Source organism: Anaerotruncus massiliensis (ex Togo et al. 2026) (assembly GCF_030825285.1).
GTDB lineage: Bacteria > Bacillota > Clostridia > Oscillospirales > Ruminococcaceae > Anaerotruncus > Anaerotruncus massiliensis.
The window spans coordinates 1-17,803 of sequence record NZ_JAPJQF010000054.1 but is presented as its reverse complement, the minus strand read 5'-3'; the positions used below and the strand labels follow the sequence as shown (position 1 = coordinate 17,803).

Here is a 17,803-nt window from a genome sequence, read left to right as displayed (position 1 = left end):
CCCTATTTCTTGGGCGGCCAAGAAATAGGGCCGCCCGCCGGGGCGGGACCCGGTAACTCCGCCGCTCGACGAGCGAAAATCTAAATCGTGGTCGTCACGTCGACGTTCGTGCGCGCGATCACGACGGGCACACCTTCCCCGACGGCGGCGCGGACGAGACCCGCGAGGTAGTCTAGAACGATCGTTTCGGTGCCGAAATGCCCCGCGTCGAGCAAAGTGATTCCGCGGTGGACCGCGTCGAGCATCACGTCGTGCTTGACGTCTCCGGTGACATACGCCTGACAGCCCGCGGCGGCGGCCGCCTCAAGCATGTTTCCGCCCGAGCCGCCGCATACCGCCACCCGCTCGATCGCGCGGCCGCCGTCGCAGTAGCGCACCGCCTGGAGGTCGAGCATCCGCTTGACGTAGTAGGCGAATTCCGGCGGGGTCATGCCGCGCGCGAGGGTCCCCACGCGGCCGATGCCCTCGCCGGGGCAGGTCTCCTCAAGCGGCGCGGTGTCCGCAAGCTCGAGCCGCGCGGCAAGGATGTCGTTGACGCCGCCCCTGGCGATGTCGAGGTTGGTGTGGGCGCTGACGACCGACAGCCCCGCCCGGACAAGCCGCCAGACGAGGGTGTCGGCGGTGACCCGCTTCATGGGGTGGAAGATCACCGGATGATGGGTCACGATGAGGTTCGCGCCGCGCGAGACGGCCTCGTCGATTACATTGTCGGTCACGTCGAGCGCGACGAGCGCGCCCTTCACCTGCTCGTCCGGGTCCCCGACGAGCAGCCCGGGGTTGTCAAAATCCATCGCGAGCGAAAAGGGGGCCGCCGCGTCGATGGCGTTATAGACGTCCTTTACGTTCATGCCGTGCACCTGCTTTCCAGTTCTTTTAAGAGCGCCCGCAGTTCCTCGTATTCCGCCCCGGGGCTGGCGGCGCGTCCCAGCCCCTCCACCCGCTCGCGGATCAGCCGCGCCGTCTTGGCAAGGTACCGCCGCGCGGCGGGCGACGGGTCGTCGAGCAGCGTTCCGCAGTACGCCTCGGCGGGCGTGAGCGTCCGCGCCCGGCCGGTATAGGCGGCCTGTATGACCGCGTAGGGGAAGTTTCCCGACACCACCGCCTCCTCCCGCAGGATATCAAAGCCGTTCTCCGCGAGGCTGCGGCGCAGCCGCTCGGATTTGGTCATCGGCTGGAGCACGAAGCGCAGCGCCGGGTCGCGGGTCCAGGGGGCTTTGCCGATGATTTCCCAGATGAGGTCGCCCCCCATCCCCGCAATCACGATGTCGTCCGCCCCGCCCGCCGGAAGCCCGTCGAGCCCCGCGCACAGAATCAGTTTCACCCGGTCGGCGACGCCGTATTCGGACAAAGTGAAAGCCGCCTTTTCCAGCGGCTTCCGGTTGATGTCGCAGGCGCAGCCCGCGGAAATCTTTTTCTGCGCGGCAAGCCAGGCGACCAGATATCCGTGGTCGCAGCCGATATCCGCGCAGCGCGCCCCCTCCCGCACCATCGAGGCGATGGTCAGGAGCCGCGCGTCCAGCTTGGGCAGGCGTTCCATCAGGCCAGCACGTTCTTGGCGTCGGTGGCGTTGAGCTTGCGGAGCAGCGCGTCGCAGTCGACCCCGTGCACCATGCACGCCTCCGCGATCGTCTCCCCGCGCGAGGAGGGGCAGCCCAGGCAGTGCATCCCCATCTCAAGGAAATATTTCGCGAGGGACATGTCGTTGTCCAGCGCCTCGCCGATCAGCGTATCCTTCGTATAGATCATTTTACAAACCTCCGTTTTGGGAATCCGATTTTTGGCCGCGGGTTCCTTGCGGCTATTATAACATCTTTTTTGCGCCGCGAACAGGGGAAAATCCAACTTTTCAGGGCATGAAAACGGCCGCCGTTATAAAACGGCGGCCGGAAGATGCAAACAGATTACTGCTGCTCCTTCATCTTGGCAAAGCACTCGGAGCAGTAGACCGGACGGTCCTCACGGGGCTGGAAGGGAACCTTCGCCTCGCCGCCGCAGGAAGCGCAGGTGGCGGTGAACATCTCTCTCTGGGGGCGCGCATTGTTCTTGCGGGCATCGCGGCAAGCCTTGCAGCGCTGGGGCTCGTTGACAAAGCCTCTCTCAGCGTAGAACTCCTGCTCTCCCGCTGTGAAGACGAACTCGGCTCCGCACTCTTTGCATGTCAGTGTTTTGTCAGTGTACATTTTGGTTACCTCGCTTAAAATTTGATTTACCCGCTGGAACTGCGTGGACCGAGATTGAAAACCAAGCTCTGCCAATGGCGCCAAAGGGTAGTTATTATGCAATCCCTCTCGGGACTGTCACAAAATGGATTGCGTGCGTTTTCACTGGAAAACGCTCCGCAGCTTTCGCCGCACTCTCTGCAAGGCGTTGTCAACAGCTTTCGAGGATGAACCGAGTTCGCGGGACATCTCGTCGTAAGAGTAGGAGCTGAGGTACAATCTTAAAACCTGCCGTTCAAATGGGGACAAAAGGGTGGCTATCTGCCGGTTGCGCGCGTTTGTTTCCTCGCTCGCGATCAGCAGCTGTTCGGGGTCGTCTCCGGGAGACGCGAGCGCCTCCTCCGGCACGTCCTCGCCCAGCGAAAGATAGCTGCGCATCGGCGCGTTCTTGTCGCGCATATGCGCCGTCACGGTGCTGATGAGCTTGTTGTTCACGCACACCGCGGCAAACGTTTTGAAGCGCCCGGGGGCGTCCTCGCGGTAGTTGCGCACCGCCTTGAGCAGCGCGATCATGCCCTCCTGGTAGAGGTCGTCCGCGTCCGGCCCGCCCCTGGAATAGGAACGCGCGCGCGCGTGGACAAACGATCCGTACCGCTTGATCAAGATGGCCAGCGCCTCGTCGTCGCCGCCCTTTGCCCGCAGGGCGAGGGCCTCGTCGCTGGCGTCGCAGAGAGAGGTGGATTTTGCAGTGTCGTTCATGAGACCTCGTTCTCCCCGGCGTGTAAAACGCAGTGACCAAATTGATTCGTTATTCATTATAGCCACGGGGTCCGGTTTTGTCAAGCTATTTCAAAAATAGCACGCCTGCTCCCCCGGTTTTTTGACGTTTTCCCCAAAATTTCGCGCGGCTAATCGCGTACCGTCAAATCACGCAGCCATTTGAAGCCGAGGATGCGGAAGCTCGAGACCACCGTTTTGAGGATTTCGTCGCACTTGAGGCAGAGGAAGACGGCGGGCGCGGGCCAGCCGAGGATGAGCCCCGTCACGAAGCCGAGCGGCACCGCCACCCCCCACAGGAACGCCGTCTCGCAGATGAGCACGAACTTGGCGTCCCCGCCCGCGCGCAGGATGCCCACCATGCCGGTGATCGCGAGCGACTGGAAGAAGACGATGAGCGCGCCCACGCGGGTGATCCCCCGGGCGATCGAGATCGTCGCCTCGGAGAAGTTGTAGAAGGAGATGACCACCGGCCCGAGCGCCAGCGTCACCGCCGCCGAAAAGAGCCCCAGCACGACCGACAGCGCCAGCAGCGTGACCGAGCGCTGCTTGGCCTTCTCGTACTCGCCCGCGCCGATCGTGTTGCCCACGACGGTGAGGGCGGCGTTGCCCACGCCGAAGATCATCACCGACACGAGCTGGTTGATCACCGTGTAGATCGAGTTGGCGGCCACGAAGTTGGTGCCCATGCGCCCGATGACCACCGCCGTGATCGAGGTGCCGATCCCCCACATCAGCTCGTTGCCGATGACGGGGATCGAGACGGTGAAGTACTTCCTGTAGAAGTCGCGGTTGCTCGGGAGCAGGTCGCGCAGGGAGAAGCGGATCTTCTTCTCCTTCAGGAAGAGGTAGCCCGCCGCGATGCCGAACTCGACGAGACGGGCGCAGACGGTGGCGATCGCGCCGCCGCGCACCTCCAGCCTCGGCGCGCCGAACTTGCCGAAGATCAGCACATAGTTGAGCGACGTGTTGACCACGAGCGAGGCGAGATAGACGGCGATCGAGATATTCACCGTCCCCACCGAGCGCAGCATCATGATCGTGAGGTTCGCCGCCGTATAGAACGGATAGGACCACCCGAGGATGCGCAGATACTGCACGCCGAAATCGATGACGGCCTCCTCGGTCGTGAAGATGCCCATGAACTGGCGCGGGAAAAAGAGCGCCACGCAGGAGAAGACGACCGCCGCCGCCATCCCGATCTTATAGGTGATCGCCTCGACCCGGCGGATGACCTCCACGTCCCGCTTGCCCCAGTACTGGGCGATCAGCACGTTGGCGCCGCCCGCCACGCCGAAGCAGACGACCATCAGCATGAACCACAGCTGGTTGGCGATCGACGTCGCGGACAGCTGCACCTCGCCGAGCTGTCCGATCATCAGCGTATCCATCATCGAGACGGCCACGGTGATCAGGTTTTGCAGCGCGATGGGCACCGCGATCAGCATCAGCGACTTATAGAAGCCGCGGTCGTTTACAAACAGTTTCATTCCATTCCCTCTCTGTCCTCAAACCACAAAAAACGGGCGGGCCCGCGGCCCGCCCGGCCTCCCTGTCCGGGGGCCTATTCCTCCACGGTGACCTTGACGATGGTCACCGGCTTGCTCGTTTTGCCGGCCGGATTGCCCGCCTGGTCGGTCTCCCCCGTGTCGAGCGCGGCGATCTTGTCGACGACGTCCATGCCCTCGATCACATAGCCGAACACCGTGTGCACATCGTCGAGGTGGGGCGTGCCGCCCACCTCCTCATATTTTTTGAGCGCCGGGAGCTTCTGGTCCGCGTAATCCTGCGGGACTCCCGCCGCATATTTGCCGTCAAGCTCGCCGTTGAGCTCGTCGATCCGCGCGTTGACCTCCTCCTGCGACTTGCCGCCCGCCGCCATTTCGGAAATCTCCCGCTGCGCGGCCGAGACCTGGTCGTTCATATAGAGGTTCAGCAGGTAGTCGGACAGGCCCATCCCCGAGAGCGCGTCCTTGCGCTGCACGATGAAGAACTGGCTGCCATTGGTGTTCGCGCCCGAATTCGCCATCGAAAGCGCGCCGCGGAAATTGCGCAGCACCGGCGAGAACTCGTCCTCGAACGGCCCGCCCCAGATGCTCTCGCCGCCGGTGCCGTCGCCGTTCGGGTCGCCGCCCTGGAGCATGAAGTCGTTGATCACCCGGTGGAAGGTGAGGCCGTCATAGTAGCCCTCCCTCGCATGGGTGAGGAAGTTCTCCACCGCCTTGGGGGCCTCCTTCGGGAAGAGGCGCACCCGGATCGTCCCCTCGCTCGTCTCGATCGAGGCGGTGGGGTTGTCCGCGTAATCGCCCGTGCCCTCGAGCGCGGCGGTCATCTGCTCCATCAGCGCGAGGCCCTCCCCGCCCACCTCGGTCGGGACGGGGCCCGGCTCGGGCAGCGAGGCCTCGGAGGAGCTTTCCTCAGCGGCGGAAGACGGCGCCGGGGAACTCTCCGTGCCCTCCTCCTTGGCGCCGCACGCGGCGGCGGTGAGCATGACCGCGAGGGTCAGGAATATCGTCAGGATTTTTTTCATGTGTTTGGCTCCTTTGTTTTGATCGTTAGGCTAGTAGTATACCACACGCGCGCCGCTTTCACAAGGAACGGTTTGTGAATTTTCATCCGCGGTTGACTTTTCGGCCGATCCGCGCTATCCTGTTCCCACAAACGCCGTGCAAAGGGGATTTCTATGATATCGATCGACGAGATGCGGGAGATGCTCGGGGAGCTCCTGGACGAACTGCCCGACGCCTTTTTTGAGGAGCTCAACGGGGGCGTCTGCCTTCTGGAGGAGGCCAAACGAGACCCCGCGGCGCGGGAGGACGACCTCTATATCCTCGGCGAGTACTGCGAGGGGCCGCTCGGGCGGAGCATCGTCCTCTACTACGGCTCCTTCGCGCGCCTGTTCGGCCGTCTGGGGCCGTTGCAGCTGCGCCGGGAACTGCGCAAGACCGTCCGCCACGAGTTCCGCCACCACATCGAGGCCCTCGCGGGCGAGGACGCGCTCGACCGGGAGGACGAGGCGCAGTTTGGCGATTACCTCCGGCGGCACGCCGCGCGGGAGGATCCGGAGCGGGCCCGGCGCGCCGCGCTGGAAGCGGGCCGCCGGGAGGGGCGGCTCTTCCGCCGCCGCCCGCGCAAATGATCCCGGTCATTTAAAAAGGGGAGCGGCACGCCGCTCCCCTCTTCCATATCCCGTATCAAAGCCCCATTTATTATAGGGCGGCGCCGTGTCCCGCCCTGCTCCGCTCGGTCCACTGGATGAGAACGCCCTCCGCGGCGGACAGGAAGAGCTCCTGCTGTGCCTCCGGCAGGCGGTCCAGCATCGGCTGGAGGCGGGAGAGGTCGTTCCGGGGCAGCAGGTCCACCTCGACGTCGGCACAGATCAGTTCCTCGATCTGGATTCCGAACGCGGCGGCGATGCTGTCCATCGTGTCGAAGGTAGGGTTCCCGTTGCCGCACTCGATGTCGCTGAGCTTCCGCAGGCTGATTCCCGCTTTCGCCGCAAAGCTCTCCTGTGAAACGCCCATCTGCTGCCTGCGGAATCTGACGCTCCGGCCAAGTTCCTGTACGGTCATCGGCAATCAACTCCTTCCACTGAAATTATAGGAGTTATTACCTGATTATGGAAACCATTCTATTTCTAGAATTATATTGCTTATCTCCCTCGAAACCACGGTCCCACCGGCGTTTCCGCGGTGGAGCGAACCGTCTCCGGCGGATGAAATTTTACATAGCTGTTCCCCTTTTCCCCGTCCGCGGGGGGCTTCTAAGCAGGCCCTCTAAAAGGTCAGCCGCATCTGGTACCAGGTTTCCCCGCCGTGCGTCGACGCGGACAGGCCCTCGTTCCGGAACCCGAACCGCTCGTAATAGGGGATCAGACGCTCCTTGCAGGTCAGCACGACGCCCGCCCTGCCCCCGGCCTTCGCGTCCGCGATCACCCGCTTCATGAGCCGGGCCGCACAGCCCCGCCTCCGGTACGCGGGCGCCGTATCCACGCCGAAAATCATCATCCACCGGCCATTTTCCCGGTAGCAGCCGGTCGACCCGTACATGCCGTCCAGCAGGTCCTTTTCGTCCGTGGGCATCCCGTTGATCAAGGCCGCCAGGACCTCCCCGTCCTCCAGCAGCCAGCAGGACCCGGCGTAGGCCTTCAGCCGTTCGGCGAGGACCTCCCGCGGGGCCGCCTCGCCCGCCGGGAAGCAGGCCGCCTCCACTTCGCAGATCCGGTCCAAATCTTCCGGGACCGCGAACCGCAGGGACATTTGATCAGCGCACATGGCGTTCACGCCCTCTCCGTCGTATTTCCGCCCCACGGACGATTCCGTCCGGGCGGCGCGGACCATACAAAAACCGACCTGTCGAAACAAGTCGGTTTTTGTATGGCTGGGCCGGCAGGATTCGAACCTGCGAATGCAGCAGTCAAAGTGCTGTGTCTTACCGCTTGACGACGGCCCAATTTGAGAAATTCCCCGCCCGCTACGCGGCCGGGGAATTTGATGGGGTGGGTAATGAGATTCGAACTCACGGCCTCCAGAGCCACAATCTGGCGCTCTAACCAACTGAGCTATACCCACCATATGGCGTGTCCCGTTTTCAGGGACGGCGCGTTTGTCTCGGCCCGACGAGAACGCTTCGCGTTCAAGGAGGCCTGGCGCAAAGTGAAAATGGCGCGCCAGGAGGGACTCGAACCCCCAACCTACTGCTTAGAAGGCAGTTGCTCTATCCGGATGAGCTACTGGCGCACAATCGGCCGCCCTCAGGCGCGGGGGTTATGGAGCGGGTGATGGGAATCGAACCCACGTTTTCAGCTTGGAAGGCTGACATTCTACCATTGAACTACACCCGCAGGCTTTAAGCGACGCATTTAATTTTAGCAAATTTGCCATCCCTTGTCAATAGATTTCCGTGCCCGCGCGTGCCTTTATTTCCCGGCCGCGCGGGCGGCCCCCTCCCGCCCCGAGATGGCCAAATGGTGAACGCCCTGTGAATTCTGCGACCGTTGACCCTATTTTCTTGCAATCCACGGCACATTACGATATAATATTCGTGCACATTCAAGGCCAAAAGTGCCTTTTGCCCCGCATTTGCGGGAGATCACTTTACGGAGGCAGCCATGTTCAAAATTTCCCCATCCATCCTCGCCTGTGATTTTGCCAACCTCGAGGCCGAGGTGTCCGCCATGCAGCGCGCCGGCGTCGAAATGGTACACGTCGACGTGATGGACGGTCATTTTGTCCCCAACATCTCCATCGGACTGCCGGTGGTCGCCTCCCTGCGCAAAAAGACCGCCCTGCCGCTCGACGTGCACCTGATGATCAGCGACCCGCTCACCTATGCGCCGCAGTTCTGCGACATGGGCGCGGATATCGTCACCTTCCACGTCGAAAGCGAAAGCGATCCGCAGGCCGTCATCGACGCCATCAGGGCGAAGGGGAAAAAATGCGGCATGACCATCAAGCCCCGGACCCCCGCCGAAGCCCTCTTCCCCTATCTTTCCCAGCTCGACATGGTGCTGGTGATGACGGTGGAGCCCGGGTTCGGCGGACAGAAGTTCATGGCGGACATGTGCCCCAAGATCGAGGCCGTCCGCCGCGAATGCGGCCGGCTGGGCGTCCCGATGGACATCGAGGTGGACGGCGGCATCGACGAACGCACCGTCCCCGCCGTCGTGCGCGCGGGCGCGAACGTCTTTGTGGCGGGCAGCGCCCTCTTCGGGAAGCCCGACTACGCCGCCGCGGTCGCGGGGCTGCGCGCCGCCGCCGAGGGCGCGCTCTGACCCCTCAGCCGAAATAGGCGCAGATCAGGTCGACCGCCTTGTCGTCCAGCACCTGTTCGGCGTGCTCTCCGAGCCACGCCTCGGCCAGCTCCCCCTCCCCGCAGCGCGGCGCGAATTCGTCGAGCAGCGAGAGGGTCACCCCGCCCGCCTCGTCGAGCGGATGCACCACCAGCCGCCAGCCCCTCCCCATGCGGTAGAGGGCGCTGCGCAGGATCCGGTGGGAGCAGCGCCGGAACAGTTTGACCGACCCTTCGATCAGGGCGTCGACGTCGTCAAAGGCGTAGACGACGGGCGCGGCGACATGACGCCGCACCTTCCACCGCTGGGGGCGGCGCCGGTCCAGCCCCGAAAAACAGATTTCGCAGCCGCCCTCCCCCGTGGGGGCCACCTCCACAAGGATGCGGCCGCCCGCCTCGAACTCCACCGCGCCACGCGCCGTCTCCAGCAGCGTCAGCAGCAGCGAGCGGGTGCGCAGGTCGCGGTAGTCGAGCGCGTCGTAGCTGAGGCCCAGCTCCTCGAGCTCCTCGCGCGTGAGCGCCACCCGCAGGCGGCGCGGGCCGAGCTGTTGATACTCCATCGCACATTCCCCCCCGCACTATCTTATGTTCTTCGCAATTTTTTGATTATCGGAGGTTGCTTATGGCGGGTTTTTTCTATAAAGGCATCCTGCTTCAGCAGCATAAAGAACCCGCGCTCTCCCGGGACCTGCGTGAGTTCGTCAATGCCGACACCATCGGCGTGACGATGGACCGCCCGCCCGTCGGGGACGCGGATTCCCTCACGCCGGCGGAGATCGCTTCGCTCGCGCGCGACGCGCATATCGTCGACGAGCGGGACGGCCAGCCGCTCGCGGACAAGCTGGCCGCCTGCCAGCAAACGCCTCCCCGCCTGCTGATCGCCGACGCGGTCGACGACGAGCCCTACCTCTCCAGCCAGCTCGGCCCCCTGCTCAAGAACCCCGCGCATAGCGCCCTCGGCCTGCGCCTCGCGCAGCGCGCGGCGGGCGCCGCGGAGGCGCAGTTCGCCGTCTATAAAAATCTGACCGACCTCGACATCCGCATCCCGCGGAAGATCGAGGGCTTTTCCGTCCGCCGCATCCGCGGACGCTATCCGGCCGAATACCAGGCGTCGCAGGCCTTCGAGGCCGACGACGACGTCCTGCTCATCGGCGTGGGCGCGCTCATCCAGCTCGCGCGCGCCGTCCTCTTCAACCGCCCGCAGACCACCACCTTCGTCACCGTCGCGGGCGACTGCATCGGCAACCCCACCAACCTCGAGGTCTCCCTCGGCATGACCGTCGCGCAGGTGCTCGAACGCTGCGGGCTCATCGAGGACCCCGCGCGCGTCGTCGTGGGCGGTTCGATGACCGGCATCTCGGTCATCGACACCGAGAACACCCTCGTCACCCCCTCCACCCGCGCCGTCCTCGCCTTCCGCCAGGACTTCAAAAGCCTCGGGTTCGGCTGCATCGGCTGCTCCCGCTGCGTCCACGTCTGTCCCAAGGGGCTCAACCCCTTCTTTATCTACCGCGCCGTCCAGGAAAAGCGGTACGCCGCCTTCCGCACCCTCGACGCGCAGATGTGCATCGGCTGCGGGACCTGCAGCTACATGTGCCCCGCCAAGCTCGACCTGTCCGAGACGGTCCAGAAGGCCGCGCGCAGCTTTAAGCCGATGGCCGGTTCGATCCGGACGAACGCCGCCCTGCTCGCCAAGAAGGATGCCGCCGACTATGAGAGCTATCTGGCCGATTACGCGCTTCACCGCGCGCAAATCGACCACCGCAGGGCGCTTGCCGCCGCGCGCCGCGCCGACGAAAAACGCCGGGGCGAAGCCGCGGCCGCGCACGCCGCCGCGGACAGGGAGGCGGACCGCGCCCTTGCGCAGGCGCTCGCGGACCACCGTGCCGCCGACGCGCAGGCCGACCGCGCCCTCGCGCAGGCGCTCGAAGCGAGTCAGGCGGCCCAGCGCGCCGCCGACGAGGCGCTCGCGCAGGCGCTGCGCCGGAAGCAGGAGGCCGGGCAGGCCGCCGACAGCGCGTTCGCGCAGGCCGAGCGGCAGAGGCAGGCCGCCGAACAGGCCGCCGACAAGTCGGTCTCCGACGCGGCTGCCGCCGCGGAGGCCGCAGACCGGGCCGCCGAGCGCGCGGACGCCGCCGCGCTCAAGCGGATGCAGGCGGAGGAGAAGGCGGCGGACAAGGCGTTCTCCGACGCGCTCAAGGTGCAGCAGAGCGCCGAAAAGGACGCGGCGAAGGCGCTGGCGAAGGCCGAGCGCAATTCCGCGCTTTCCGACGACGACAGGCAGGCGTTCAAAAGGACGCTGGACGAACTCCAGGCGGGCGCGGAACGGGTCCGCGCCGAGGCGCAGGCCGCCTGCGGCGAGGCAAAGGCCGCCGCGAAGGCCGGCTACGAATCCGAACTCGAAAAGGGCGTGCGTTCCCGCGCCGCCGCCAAGGAGGCGGCCGCCGCCGCACGGCAGGCCGCGGAAGCGGCCAAGCTCGCCGCGCGGGAGACCTGCGAGGCGGCGCGCCGGACCTGTGAGGCGGACAAGGCCGCCGCGCTGACAGCCTATGAGTCGGCGCAGGAGGCCTGCGAGGCGGACAAGGCCGCCGCGCTGAAGGTCTACGAGGCGGCGCAGGAAGCGGACGCACAGGCGCGCGCAAGGGCGCTGGAGGTCTACGAGGCCGCCCAGCGGGAATACGAGCGGGCCAGGCAGTCCGCGAAGGACGCTTATGAGGCGCGCCTCGAGGAGGCGCGCCAAACGGACGAACGGGCGCGCGCCGACATCGAGGCCGCGCTCGACCGGGCAAAGGAAAACGCCCGCGCCGCGGCGGACGCCGCGCGGCAGGCGCAGGCCGCCTTTGAGGGGCGGCCGGTCACGGTGGTGCTCGGCGGGAACGACATTCCCGGTGAGCCCGCGCCGGAGCCCGGCGCCGGGCCCATAACCGCCGAAGCCGTTTCCGGCGCGCCTGTCGCAGCCGAGGCCGTTATCGCCGAGCCCGCCGTTGCCGGCGGCGGGTCCGCGGGCATCCCGGAGGAGGCCGCGCGGACGGCGTCCCCCACCGACGCGCCCGGCGCTCCCCTCGAGGAGGTGGAGCTGCTCCCGCCCGAAGCGGTCGCGGAGGAGAGCGCGCCGGCAAAGGAGGCCGGGGAACCGGCCGCCGCGCTGGCGGCGGCGGGCGCGCCGAAGCCGGACCCGATGCGCGGCTGGCGCAAAAATGATTCCACCGAAAAAGGGGGGGACGACCGTTGAAACTGAATCGCAGGGCGGCCCCCCACATCCGCTTTCCCGAAAGCAACCGGACGCTCATGTCCGATATGATCATCCTGCTGCTCGTGCTGTGCGTGCTGGCGTTCCTCTACTACGGCGGGCGCGCGCTGATCGTCTGCGCCGTGTCGGTCGTCACGGCGGTCGTCTGCGACGCGCTGTGCACCCTCATCCGCGGCAGGCGCCCCAACCCGCGCGACCTCTCCCCCGTGGTTACGGGGCTCATCATCGCGCTGACGATGCCCGCGACGATCCCCTACTACGTGGTCGCGTCCGCCGCCGTCTTCGCCATCGCGATCGTCAAGCACCCCTTCGGCGGCACCGGGCAGAACCTCTTCAACCCCGGGGCGGCGGGCTTCTCCTTCGCGGCGATCTGCTGGCCAGGGCTCGTGTTCATGTATCCCATGCCCTTCGACCGCATCCCCGCCTTCGGTGAGGTGACCGCGCAGCTCTACCAGAACCCCGCCTTCGTGCTCAAGGTCGGCGGCGTTCCCACCAACAACCTCACCGAGCTGCTCTTCGGCAACTACCCCGGCCCGATGGGCGCGACCAACATCCTCGTCATTCTCGCCTGCCTGGTCTATCTCATCTTCCGGCGGACGGTGCGCTGGCAGCTCCCGCTGCCCTTCCTCGCGGCCTGCGCCGCGGTGACGCTCCTCTTCCCGCGCGCTGGGACCGGATTGCAGGCGGTCTTTTACGAGCTCATGTCCGGGACGCTGCTCTTCGGCGCGGTCTTCGTCCTCACCGACCCCGTCACCAGCCCCAAACGGGACTCCTCGATGGCGGTGTACGGCGTCTTCGCGGGCGTGGTCGCCATGCTCTTCCGCTATTTCGGCGGGTACGAGGAAAGTATGCCCTTCGCGGTGCTCATTGCGAACGCGTTCGTCCCGCTGATCGACCGCTACAACGAATCGCTGCACCGCGCCATAAGGAGGAAACACCTTGAAGCTAGAAAAGCTAAAACGCGCCCGCAGGCGCGGACGCTGGTTTGACGGCATCTTCGGCAGGAACCCCGTGCTCTGCTGCGGGCTGGCGCTCCCTTTCGCGGTGATGGTCACCACCAGCCTGCGCAGCAGCGTCTCGATCTCCATTCTGCTCGCCTGCTCGCTCATCCCCACCGTGCTGCTCGCCTCGCTGGTCGGCAGGTTTTTGCCGAGGTGGTTTTCGCCCGTGGTCTACACCCTCTTCGCAATGGTGGTGGTCGTCGCGTGCGTGCCGCTCATCCTGCCCATCTCCCCCGAGGTCGCCGACTCGCTGGGCATCTATGTGCCCATCCTCTCGGTCAACACCATCCTGCTGACCCTCTGCGCCCGCTATGAGCGCCCGGCCGACCGGCCCGTCATGGCGCTCGTCGACGCGGCCGCCTACAGCCTCGGCTTCGCGCTGGCCATGTGCCTCATCGCCTTCTTCCGCGAGCTGCTCGGGGCGGGCTCCCTGTGGGGCGTGCCGGTCCCCCTCCCCTTCAAGGCCGAGGGTGTCCAGATCGCGTTCGCGGGCTTTATCGCCGTTGCGCTGCTCAGCGCGCTCGTGCGGTTTTTGCGGCGCGCGGCGCTCGTCTTTTCCTACCGGCGGCACAATCCCAAACCGGAATAACCGGCCCGCCGGTTTTCTATGGAGGTAACCCATGAACGTCCTGTCTGAGTTTTTGATCATCGCCCTCTCCGCGGCCGTGCTGCAGAACGCGGTCTTTACCCGCGGGCTCGGGTCGAGCAGGGACACGCTGATGATGGGGGCTCCCCGCCGCATCTTTGCGTTCGGCGCGGCGCTCACCTTTATCACCGTCGTTTCCGCCGCGCTCGCGTGGCCGCTCAACCGGCTGCTGCGCGAGCAGCAGCTCTCCACCCGGCTCGGCATCCGCTATCTGACGTCGATCTCCACGCTCGCGTGCGTCTGCGCCGTCTTTACGCTGCTCTATCTCGTCACCCGCGCGTGGTTTCCGCGCATCCACTATCCGCTGCGCCGGGACGCCGCGAACGCGGCTTTCAGCTGCGCCGTGCTCGGCACCATCCTCATCGCCTTTTCGGGCGGCTACGGCTTTGTCAAAACCGTCGGCTTCGCGTTCGGCTCGGGGATCGGCTACACCGCCGCCCTGCTGCTCGTGCGGGAGGGACGCCGCCGCATCGCCCTGTCCGACGTGCCCCGCGCCTTCCGCGGGCTGCCCATCATGCTGCTCTATATCGGAATCCTCTCCCTGGCGATCTATGGGCTGATCGGCCACCAGCTCCCGACCTGACGGGCCTCCCCCCAAAGGCGCCTATCCTGAAACGGTGGTGATACGATGGCAAAGAATTACAAGATCAAACGGTACAACCGCATCTACCGCGGCAAGCGCTCGACGGGCTCGCTCGTCCTGCGGGGGGCGCTGGTCGCCGCCGCCGTCTTTATCGTGGCGTTCGTGGGCTATAACGCCTACGGCCCCATCCGCGATTACTTCTCGGGCGCGCTCGCGGCCGCTTCACACAACGCGCAGAGCGAGGCCGAGCCCGCGCCCCCGCCCGCCGAAGCGTCCGAGCCGGAGCCCGAACCGGAGCCGCCCGTCCCCGCCGACGTGCGCGCGCTCTACCTGACGAACGCGCAGATCCGGGATTCCGCCGTGCTTGACCAGCTGCTCGACGAGCTCACCCGCACCGAGATCAACGCGGTGCTCTTCGACCTCAAGGACCAGCAGGGCAACATCCTCTACCGATCCGACCTCGACCTTGTGGCGCAGACGGGCGCGCAGGCGGAAAACGCCTATGACCTCGGGGCCCTCTGCCAAAAGCTCAAGGAAAAGAACCTCATCCCCATCGGGCGGCTCAACGCCTTCCGGGATCCCATCGCGCCCTCCCGGATCCCCGACGCGGGCATCAAGTACATGAACACGGAGATCCTCTGGCTCGACAACGCCGCCGACCAGGGCGGCATGCCATGGCTCAATCCCTACTCCGACCTGGCCCGCGCCTACATCATCGACATCGCCACCGAGAGCGTGTCGCTCGGGGTGGGACGGATCCTGCTCGACAACGTCAGCTTCCCCACCGGCTACGGGCAGGAGTACGCCTCCTACGGCCCGACCGCGGAGGGTGTGACCCGGTCGGACGCGCTCTCCGTCTTTCTCGACCAGATCGACCAGCAGGTGCAGGCCAAGGGCGGCGATGTGAGCGTCTACATCTCCGGACTCGCCGCGCTCGGCGCCAACAACACCTACTACGGCTCCAACCCCCTCGCAATCGCCAACGACAACGTGACCATCGGCGTGATGCCCGCCCAGTTCGGCGACGGCTTCACCCTCGAGAGCTTTTCCCTCGAGGCGCCCGTGCTCGACCCGCGCGGCACCGTCGACAGCCTGCTCAAATTCATCGCCCCCGATGTCGCGGGCAAAAACGTCACCGTGCTCGTGCAGGCGTATCCCGCCTCCTACACGATCGAGAATAATAAGATGTATACGGTCGATGATATTAACGCCCAGATCGGCGCCGCCTCCCAAAACGGCGTCATCAGCTACATCATCTACAGCCCCGACGGCAGTTACCCGCAGCCCGACGTCTGATTACAGGAGGTTTTTACATGGCCTTTAAAGTCCGCCTCTTTCCCGGCGAGCCCGACTACGAGACGCTCCATGTCGCCAAGCTCACCACCTTCCCGCTCGAAAAGCGGGATTACAAGCCCTATTCCCAGGCGCGCGTCTGCTTTTCTCACGGCGGGCTCTCCCTCCAGCTGCTCGCGTTTGAGGCGGAGCCGCTCCCGCAGAGCGAATTGCGGGCGGTCTTCCGCTTTACCGGGGACGAGCCCCCCCTTACCCTCCTGATCCGCGCCGACCGGAGCATGCGGATTCTGCGCGGCGCGGAGGACGTCACCGCCGTCCTCGTCGCGGCGGAGGCCGCTTCGCTCCACATGTTTACCGGCGAGGACCTCCAGGGGGTGTTCTGGGGCGGAAACCTCTTCCTCTCCGCCGCCGTCATGAAGACCTACTACCCGCGCTTCTCCCCTGTTAAGGGCACGGCCTTTACCGGCAACCTCTACAAGCTCTGCGAGGGGCCCGAAAAGCCCCACTCCGGGTGCTTCTACCCGGCCGACTTCGCAAAGCCCCTCGACGCCCCCGAAAACCTTGGGGAGTTCGTCGTCATCGACTATTGACCGCCGCATCTCCGGACGCGCGGGCCCATAAACAAAAAACAGCGGCCGCCCGGCAAGGGCGGCCGCTTTCCTTTGCTTTCATATCGCGCAGACGGCTGTGGGCAGCACCCCGCCCGCGCCAGACGCTTTGAGGGTTTCCAAAGGGAACTCTCCGCATGAACAAGGCCGCCCGGCTGGGCGGCCTTTAGCGCTCCTCACGGGACGCGCGGACAGCTGCGGGCAGCGCCCCGCCTGCGCCAGACGCTTTGAGGGTTTCCAAAGGGAACTTTCTCGAAAGTTCCCTTTGGTCACAGGCTCTCCACGATCTTCCGGATGACGCGGCAGGGATTTCCGGCGGCCAGCACGCCCGCGGGGATATCCCGCGTCACGACGCTGCCCGAGCCGATCACCGTGTTGTCGCCGATCGTCACGCCGGGGTTGATTACCGTATGCCCGCCGATCCAGACGTGGTTGCCGATGCGCACCGGTTTTCCATATTCCAGCCCGGTGGCGCGCGCGGTCGGATCGAGCGGATGGGTGGCGGTGTAGATATCGACGTTGGGACCGATCTCCACATAGTCGCCGATGATGACCTGCGCGCTGTCCAGCACGGTCAGGCCGAAGTTGGCGTAAAACCGCTCGCCCACCGAGGTGTTGACGCCGTAATCAAACCACACGGGCGGCTCCATGTAGGCGCGCTCCTTGTGCGCACCGAGCATCCGCATGCGCAGGAGGTCGTGCCCCGCTTCGTCCTCGGGCGGCAAATTGTTGTAGGCCTGGCAGATCTGCCGCATCATCAGACGCAGCCGCACCAGCTCGGGATCCCCGGGATCGTACGGTTCTCCGGCGAGCATCTTCTCACGTTCTGTCATTTTGGTCCATCTTCCTTTCGCGCGCCGCCGGAGGGCGGCGCGTCTGTTTTCTGTCCGCGGGGCAGCGCCGCGAGCAGGGCCAGCAGCAGCTTCTGCGCGATCAGCGGCAACAGCGCTCCCACTGCGTCGAGCTGCGGTAAAAACAGCGCCAGCGCGATCAGCGCGATCGTAAAAAACCAGCGCGCCGCAAACCCCAGCATGACAAGGGTCCCGGCGCGTTCGGGAGCTTTCGCCGCCTTTTTCGCGGCATAGCGCAGCAGCAGCGCGTCCGCCGCCGCCCAGACACACCCGGCGGCCAGCCCCGCGGCAAACGGCGCGGTCATTCGCCGAAATGGATGGCGTAGAGGCGGTCGCGCACCAGCTTCGCGATCTCGGCGTAGGCGCGGTTGAAGCGGCATTCCCCCTCCTCGACGCGGGTGCACTGGAACTCCCCGTCGCCGCCGACGCACCGGCTGATCGTAATCGGGCCCTCCACCGTCTCGATGACTTCTCCGAGCGGGATCTCCTGCGGCGCGCGGGCGAGCTCGTAGCCGCCCTGCGTGCCCTTATAGGACCGCACGATCCCCTGCGCGACCAGCTTGCGCAGGATTTTGAGGGAAAAGCGCAGGGTCACGCCCGTCGCGGCGGAGAGCGCCTTGGCATCCATCCGGCTCCCGTTCTTCGCCAGACAGTTGACAATCCGCACCGCGTAGTCGGCTTCGAGGGTGATATACATGAAATCCGCTCCTTTGTTCGCGCTTTTCCAAAAGGAATAAACTATACTAATTAAGTGTATAACATTCGGCGCGTTTTGTCAAGGGCGGGGTTCCCGGATTTGCCGCTCAAGGAGCGGCGGAGATTGTCGGCTGGCGGCCGGCGGCCGC

The 17,803-nt window shown here is 65.5% G+C and carries 21 protein-coding genes and 4 tRNA genes; 8 read left to right on the top strand and 17 right to left on the bottom strand.

Features of this window, described 5'->3' with window-relative positions:
- Nucleotides 1-80: 80 nt before the first annotated feature.
- The 7 genes from RCI06_RS12345 to RCI06_RS12315 all read right to left on the bottom strand — a co-directional run bounded on the left by RCI06_RS12345 (nt 81) and on the right by RCI06_RS12315 (nt 5,466).
- Nucleotides 81-848: a Nif3-like dinuclear metal center hexameric protein gene (locus RCI06_RS12345; RefSeq protein WP_276873547.1), complete on the bottom strand. Its 768-nt coding sequence runs from the start codon at nt 846-848 to the stop codon at nt 81-83.
- The gene (locus RCI06_RS12340; RefSeq protein ID WP_306576236.1) at nt 845-1,537 is read right to left on the bottom strand and encodes a class I SAM-dependent methyltransferase; all 693 of its coding nucleotides are present in this window, start codon (nt 1,535-1,537) and stop codon (nt 845-847) included. Before RCI06_RS12340 ends, RCI06_RS12345 begins: the two co-directional genes overlap by 4 nt.
- On the bottom strand, nt 1,537-1,746 hold the full coding sequence (locus RCI06_RS12335; protein WP_101549464.1) for a DUF1858 domain-containing protein: 210 nt from the start codon (nt 1,744-1,746) through the stop codon (nt 1,537-1,539). Before RCI06_RS12335 ends, RCI06_RS12340 begins: the two co-directional genes overlap by 1 nt.
- 155 nt (nt 1,747-1,901) lie before the next feature.
- Nucleotides 1,902-2,180 (bottom strand): zinc-ribbon domain containing protein, encoded by a 279-nt coding sequence (locus RCI06_RS12330; RefSeq protein WP_101553177.1) that lies wholly within the window; start codon nt 2,178-2,180, stop codon nt 1,902-1,904.
- 141 nt (nt 2,181-2,321) lie between these two features.
- Nucleotides 2,322-2,918: a sigma-70 family RNA polymerase sigma factor gene (locus RCI06_RS12325; RefSeq protein WP_172439163.1), complete on the bottom strand. Its 597-nt coding sequence runs from the start codon at nt 2,916-2,918 to the stop codon at nt 2,322-2,324.
- Nucleotides 2,919-3,067: 149 nt separating this feature from the next.
- Nucleotides 3,068-4,426, bottom strand: coding sequence for an MATE family efflux transporter (locus RCI06_RS12320; protein WP_101549459.1), 1,359 nt, complete (start codon nt 4,424-4,426; stop codon nt 3,068-3,070).
- 74 nt (nt 4,427-4,500) lie between these two features.
- Nucleotides 4,501-5,466 carry a peptidylprolyl isomerase gene (locus RCI06_RS12315; RefSeq protein ID WP_101549457.1) on the bottom strand — a complete coding sequence of 322 codons (966 nt, stop codon included), beginning with the start codon at nt 5,464-5,466 and terminating at the stop codon, nt 4,501-4,503.
- Between the two features lie 153 nt (nt 5,467-5,619).
- Between RCI06_RS12315 and RCI06_RS12310 the strand changes: the two genes are divergently transcribed.
- Entirely contained in the window at nt 5,620-6,075 is a 456-nt protein-coding gene (locus tag RCI06_RS12310; protein WP_121587456.1) for a metallopeptidase family protein, read from the top strand.
- A gap of 70 nt (nt 6,076-6,145) precedes the next feature.
- Here the strand turns inward: RCI06_RS12310 and RCI06_RS12305 are convergent, their stop codons facing one another.
- From RCI06_RS12305 to RCI06_RS12280, 6 genes are all read right to left on the bottom strand, one after another.
- A complete protein-coding gene (locus tag RCI06_RS12305; protein ID WP_101549455.1) occupies nt 6,146-6,508 on the bottom strand; it encodes a helix-turn-helix domain-containing protein in 363 nt (120 codons plus the stop codon).
- A 204-nt stretch (nt 6,509-6,712) separates the two neighbouring features.
- Entirely contained in the window at nt 6,713-7,210 is a 498-nt protein-coding gene (locus RCI06_RS12300; RefSeq protein ID WP_306576235.1) for a GNAT family N-acetyltransferase, read from the bottom strand.
- A 103-nt stretch (nt 7,211-7,313) separates the two neighbouring features.
- Nucleotides 7,314-7,388, bottom strand: a tRNA-Gln gene (locus RCI06_RS12295).
- Between the two features lie 42 nt (nt 7,389-7,430).
- Nucleotides 7,431-7,507 (bottom strand) — tRNA-His (locus tag RCI06_RS12290).
- Nucleotides 7,508-7,598: 91 nt separating this feature from the next.
- Nucleotides 7,599-7,675: transfer RNA gene (locus RCI06_RS12285), tRNA-Arg, on the bottom strand.
- Between the two features lie 30 nt (nt 7,676-7,705).
- Nucleotides 7,706-7,779 (bottom strand) — tRNA-Gly (locus RCI06_RS12280).
- A 267-nt stretch (nt 7,780-8,046) separates the two neighbouring features.
- Here RCI06_RS12280 and rpe point away from each other — a divergent pair.
- Nucleotides 8,047-8,709, top strand: coding sequence for a ribulose-phosphate 3-epimerase (gene rpe, locus RCI06_RS12275; RefSeq protein WP_101549451.1), 663 nt, complete (start codon nt 8,047-8,049; stop codon nt 8,707-8,709).
- A 4-nt stretch (nt 8,710-8,713) separates the two neighbouring features.
- Here the strand turns inward: rpe and RCI06_RS12270 are convergent, their stop codons facing one another.
- Nucleotides 8,714-9,286 (bottom strand): adaptor protein MecA, encoded by a 573-nt coding sequence (locus RCI06_RS12270; protein ID WP_306576234.1) that lies wholly within the window; start codon nt 9,284-9,286, stop codon nt 8,714-8,716.
- 62 nt (nt 9,287-9,348) lie between these two features.
- On the opposite strand from RCI06_RS12270, the gene RCI06_RS12265 reads away from it, so the two are divergent.
- The 6 genes from RCI06_RS12265 to RCI06_RS12240 are packed head-to-tail and all read left to right on the top strand — an operon-like array spanning nt 9,349 to nt 16,089.
- Nucleotides 9,349-11,958, top strand: coding sequence for a 4Fe-4S dicluster domain-containing protein (locus RCI06_RS12265; RefSeq protein ID WP_306576233.1), 2,610 nt, complete (start codon nt 9,349-9,351; stop codon nt 11,956-11,958).
- A complete protein-coding gene (locus tag RCI06_RS12260) occupies nt 11,955-12,965 on the top strand; it encodes an RnfABCDGE type electron transport complex subunit D (protein WP_101549444.1) in 1,011 nt (336 codons plus the stop codon). Before RCI06_RS12265 ends, RCI06_RS12260 begins: the two co-directional genes overlap by 4 nt.
- Complete coding sequence (locus RCI06_RS12255; RefSeq protein ID WP_101549442.1) at nt 12,916-13,566, top strand: Rnf-Nqr domain containing protein; 651 nt, start codon at nt 12,916-12,918, stop codon at nt 13,564-13,566. Before RCI06_RS12260 ends, RCI06_RS12255 begins: the two co-directional genes overlap by 50 nt.
- Before the next feature lie 31 nt (nt 13,567-13,597).
- Complete coding sequence (locus RCI06_RS12250) at nt 13,598-14,206, top strand: Rnf-Nqr domain containing protein (protein WP_101549440.1); 609 nt, start codon at nt 13,598-13,600, stop codon at nt 14,204-14,206.
- A 45-nt stretch (nt 14,207-14,251) separates the two neighbouring features.
- On the top strand, nt 14,252-15,502 hold the full coding sequence (locus RCI06_RS12245) for a putative glycoside hydrolase (RefSeq protein ID WP_306576232.1): 1,251 nt from the start codon (nt 14,252-14,254) through the stop codon (nt 15,500-15,502).
- A 17-nt stretch (nt 15,503-15,519) separates the two neighbouring features.
- Nucleotides 15,520-16,089 carry a hypothetical protein gene (locus RCI06_RS12240; RefSeq protein ID WP_101549436.1) on the top strand — a complete coding sequence of 190 codons (570 nt, stop codon included), beginning with the start codon at nt 15,520-15,522 and terminating at the stop codon, nt 16,087-16,089.
- A gap of 287 nt (nt 16,090-16,376) precedes the next feature.
- Here the strand turns inward: RCI06_RS12240 and RCI06_RS12235 are convergent, their stop codons facing one another.
- From RCI06_RS12235 to RCI06_RS12225, 3 genes are read right to left on the bottom strand one after another with little or no spacing between them, the layout of a single operon-like run.
- Complete coding sequence (locus RCI06_RS12235) at nt 16,377-16,940, bottom strand: sugar O-acetyltransferase (RefSeq protein WP_276874055.1); 564 nt, start codon at nt 16,938-16,940, stop codon at nt 16,377-16,379.
- The gene (locus RCI06_RS12230; protein WP_276874052.1) at nt 16,937-17,263 is read right to left on the bottom strand and encodes an ATP synthase subunit I; all 327 of its coding nucleotides are present in this window, start codon (nt 17,261-17,263) and stop codon (nt 16,937-16,939) included. Before RCI06_RS12230 ends, RCI06_RS12235 begins: the two co-directional genes overlap by 4 nt.
- Nucleotides 17,260-17,655 carry an Rrf2 family transcriptional regulator gene (locus tag RCI06_RS12225; protein WP_101549430.1) on the bottom strand — a complete coding sequence of 132 codons (396 nt, stop codon included), beginning with the start codon at nt 17,653-17,655 and terminating at the stop codon, nt 17,260-17,262. Before RCI06_RS12225 ends, RCI06_RS12230 begins: the two co-directional genes overlap by 4 nt.
- Between the last annotated feature and the right edge of the window lie 148 nt (nt 17,656-17,803).

Coding starts and splice junctions, on each gene's coding strand:
- RCI06_RS12345 (WP_276873547.1), bottom strand. CDS start 848: ATGAACGTAAAGGACGTCTATAACGCCATCGACGCGGCGGCCCCCTTT.
- RCI06_RS12340 (WP_306576236.1), bottom strand. CDS start 1,537: ATGGAACGCCTGCCCAAGCTGGACGCGCGGCTCCTGACCATCGCCTCG.
- RCI06_RS12335 (WP_101549464.1), bottom strand. CDS start 1,746: ATGATCTATACGAAGGATACGCTGATCGGCGAGGCGCTGGACAACGAC.
- RCI06_RS12330 (WP_101553177.1), bottom strand. CDS start 2,180: ATGTACACTGACAAAACACTGACATGCAAAGAGTGCGGAGCCGAGTTC.
- RCI06_RS12325 (WP_172439163.1), bottom strand. CDS start 2,918: ATGAACGACACTGCAAAATCCACCTCTCTCTGCGACGCCAGCGACGAG.
- RCI06_RS12320 (WP_101549459.1), bottom strand. CDS start 4,426: ATGAAACTGTTTGTAAACGACCGCGGCTTCTATAAGTCGCTGATGCTG.
- RCI06_RS12315 (WP_101549457.1), bottom strand. CDS start 5,466: ATGAAAAAAATCCTGACGATATTCCTGACCCTCGCGGTCATGCTCACC.
- RCI06_RS12310 (WP_121587456.1), top strand. CDS start 5,620: ATGATATCGATCGACGAGATGCGGGAGATGCTCGGGGAGCTCCTGGAC.
- RCI06_RS12305 (WP_101549455.1), bottom strand. CDS start 6,508: ATGACCGTACAGGAACTTGGCCGGAGCGTCAGATTCCGCAGGCAGCAG.
- RCI06_RS12300 (WP_306576235.1), bottom strand. CDS start 7,210: ATGTGCGCTGATCAAATGTCCCTGCGGTTCGCGGTCCCGGAAGATTTG.
- rpe (WP_101549451.1), top strand. CDS start 8,047: ATGTTCAAAATTTCCCCATCCATCCTCGCCTGTGATTTTGCCAACCTC.
- RCI06_RS12270 (WP_306576234.1), bottom strand. CDS start 9,286: ATGGAGTATCAACAGCTCGGCCCGCGCCGCCTGCGGGTGGCGCTCACG.
- RCI06_RS12265 (WP_306576233.1), top strand. CDS start 9,349: ATGGCGGGTTTTTTCTATAAAGGCATCCTGCTTCAGCAGCATAAAGAA.
- RCI06_RS12250 (WP_101549440.1), top strand. CDS start 13,598: ATGAACGTCCTGTCTGAGTTTTTGATCATCGCCCTCTCCGCGGCCGTG.
- RCI06_RS12245 (WP_306576232.1), top strand. CDS start 14,252: ATGGCAAAGAATTACAAGATCAAACGGTACAACCGCATCTACCGCGGC.
- RCI06_RS12240 (WP_101549436.1), top strand. CDS start 15,520: ATGGCCTTTAAAGTCCGCCTCTTTCCCGGCGAGCCCGACTACGAGACG.
- RCI06_RS12235 (WP_276874055.1), bottom strand. CDS start 16,940: ATGACAGAACGTGAGAAGATGCTCGCCGGAGAACCGTACGATCCCGGG.
- RCI06_RS12230 (WP_276874052.1), bottom strand. CDS start 17,263: ATGACCGCGCCGTTTGCCGCGGGGCTGGCCGCCGGGTGTGTCTGGGCG.
- RCI06_RS12225 (WP_101549430.1), bottom strand. CDS start 17,655: ATGTATATCACCCTCGAAGCCGACTACGCGGTGCGGATTGTCAACTGT.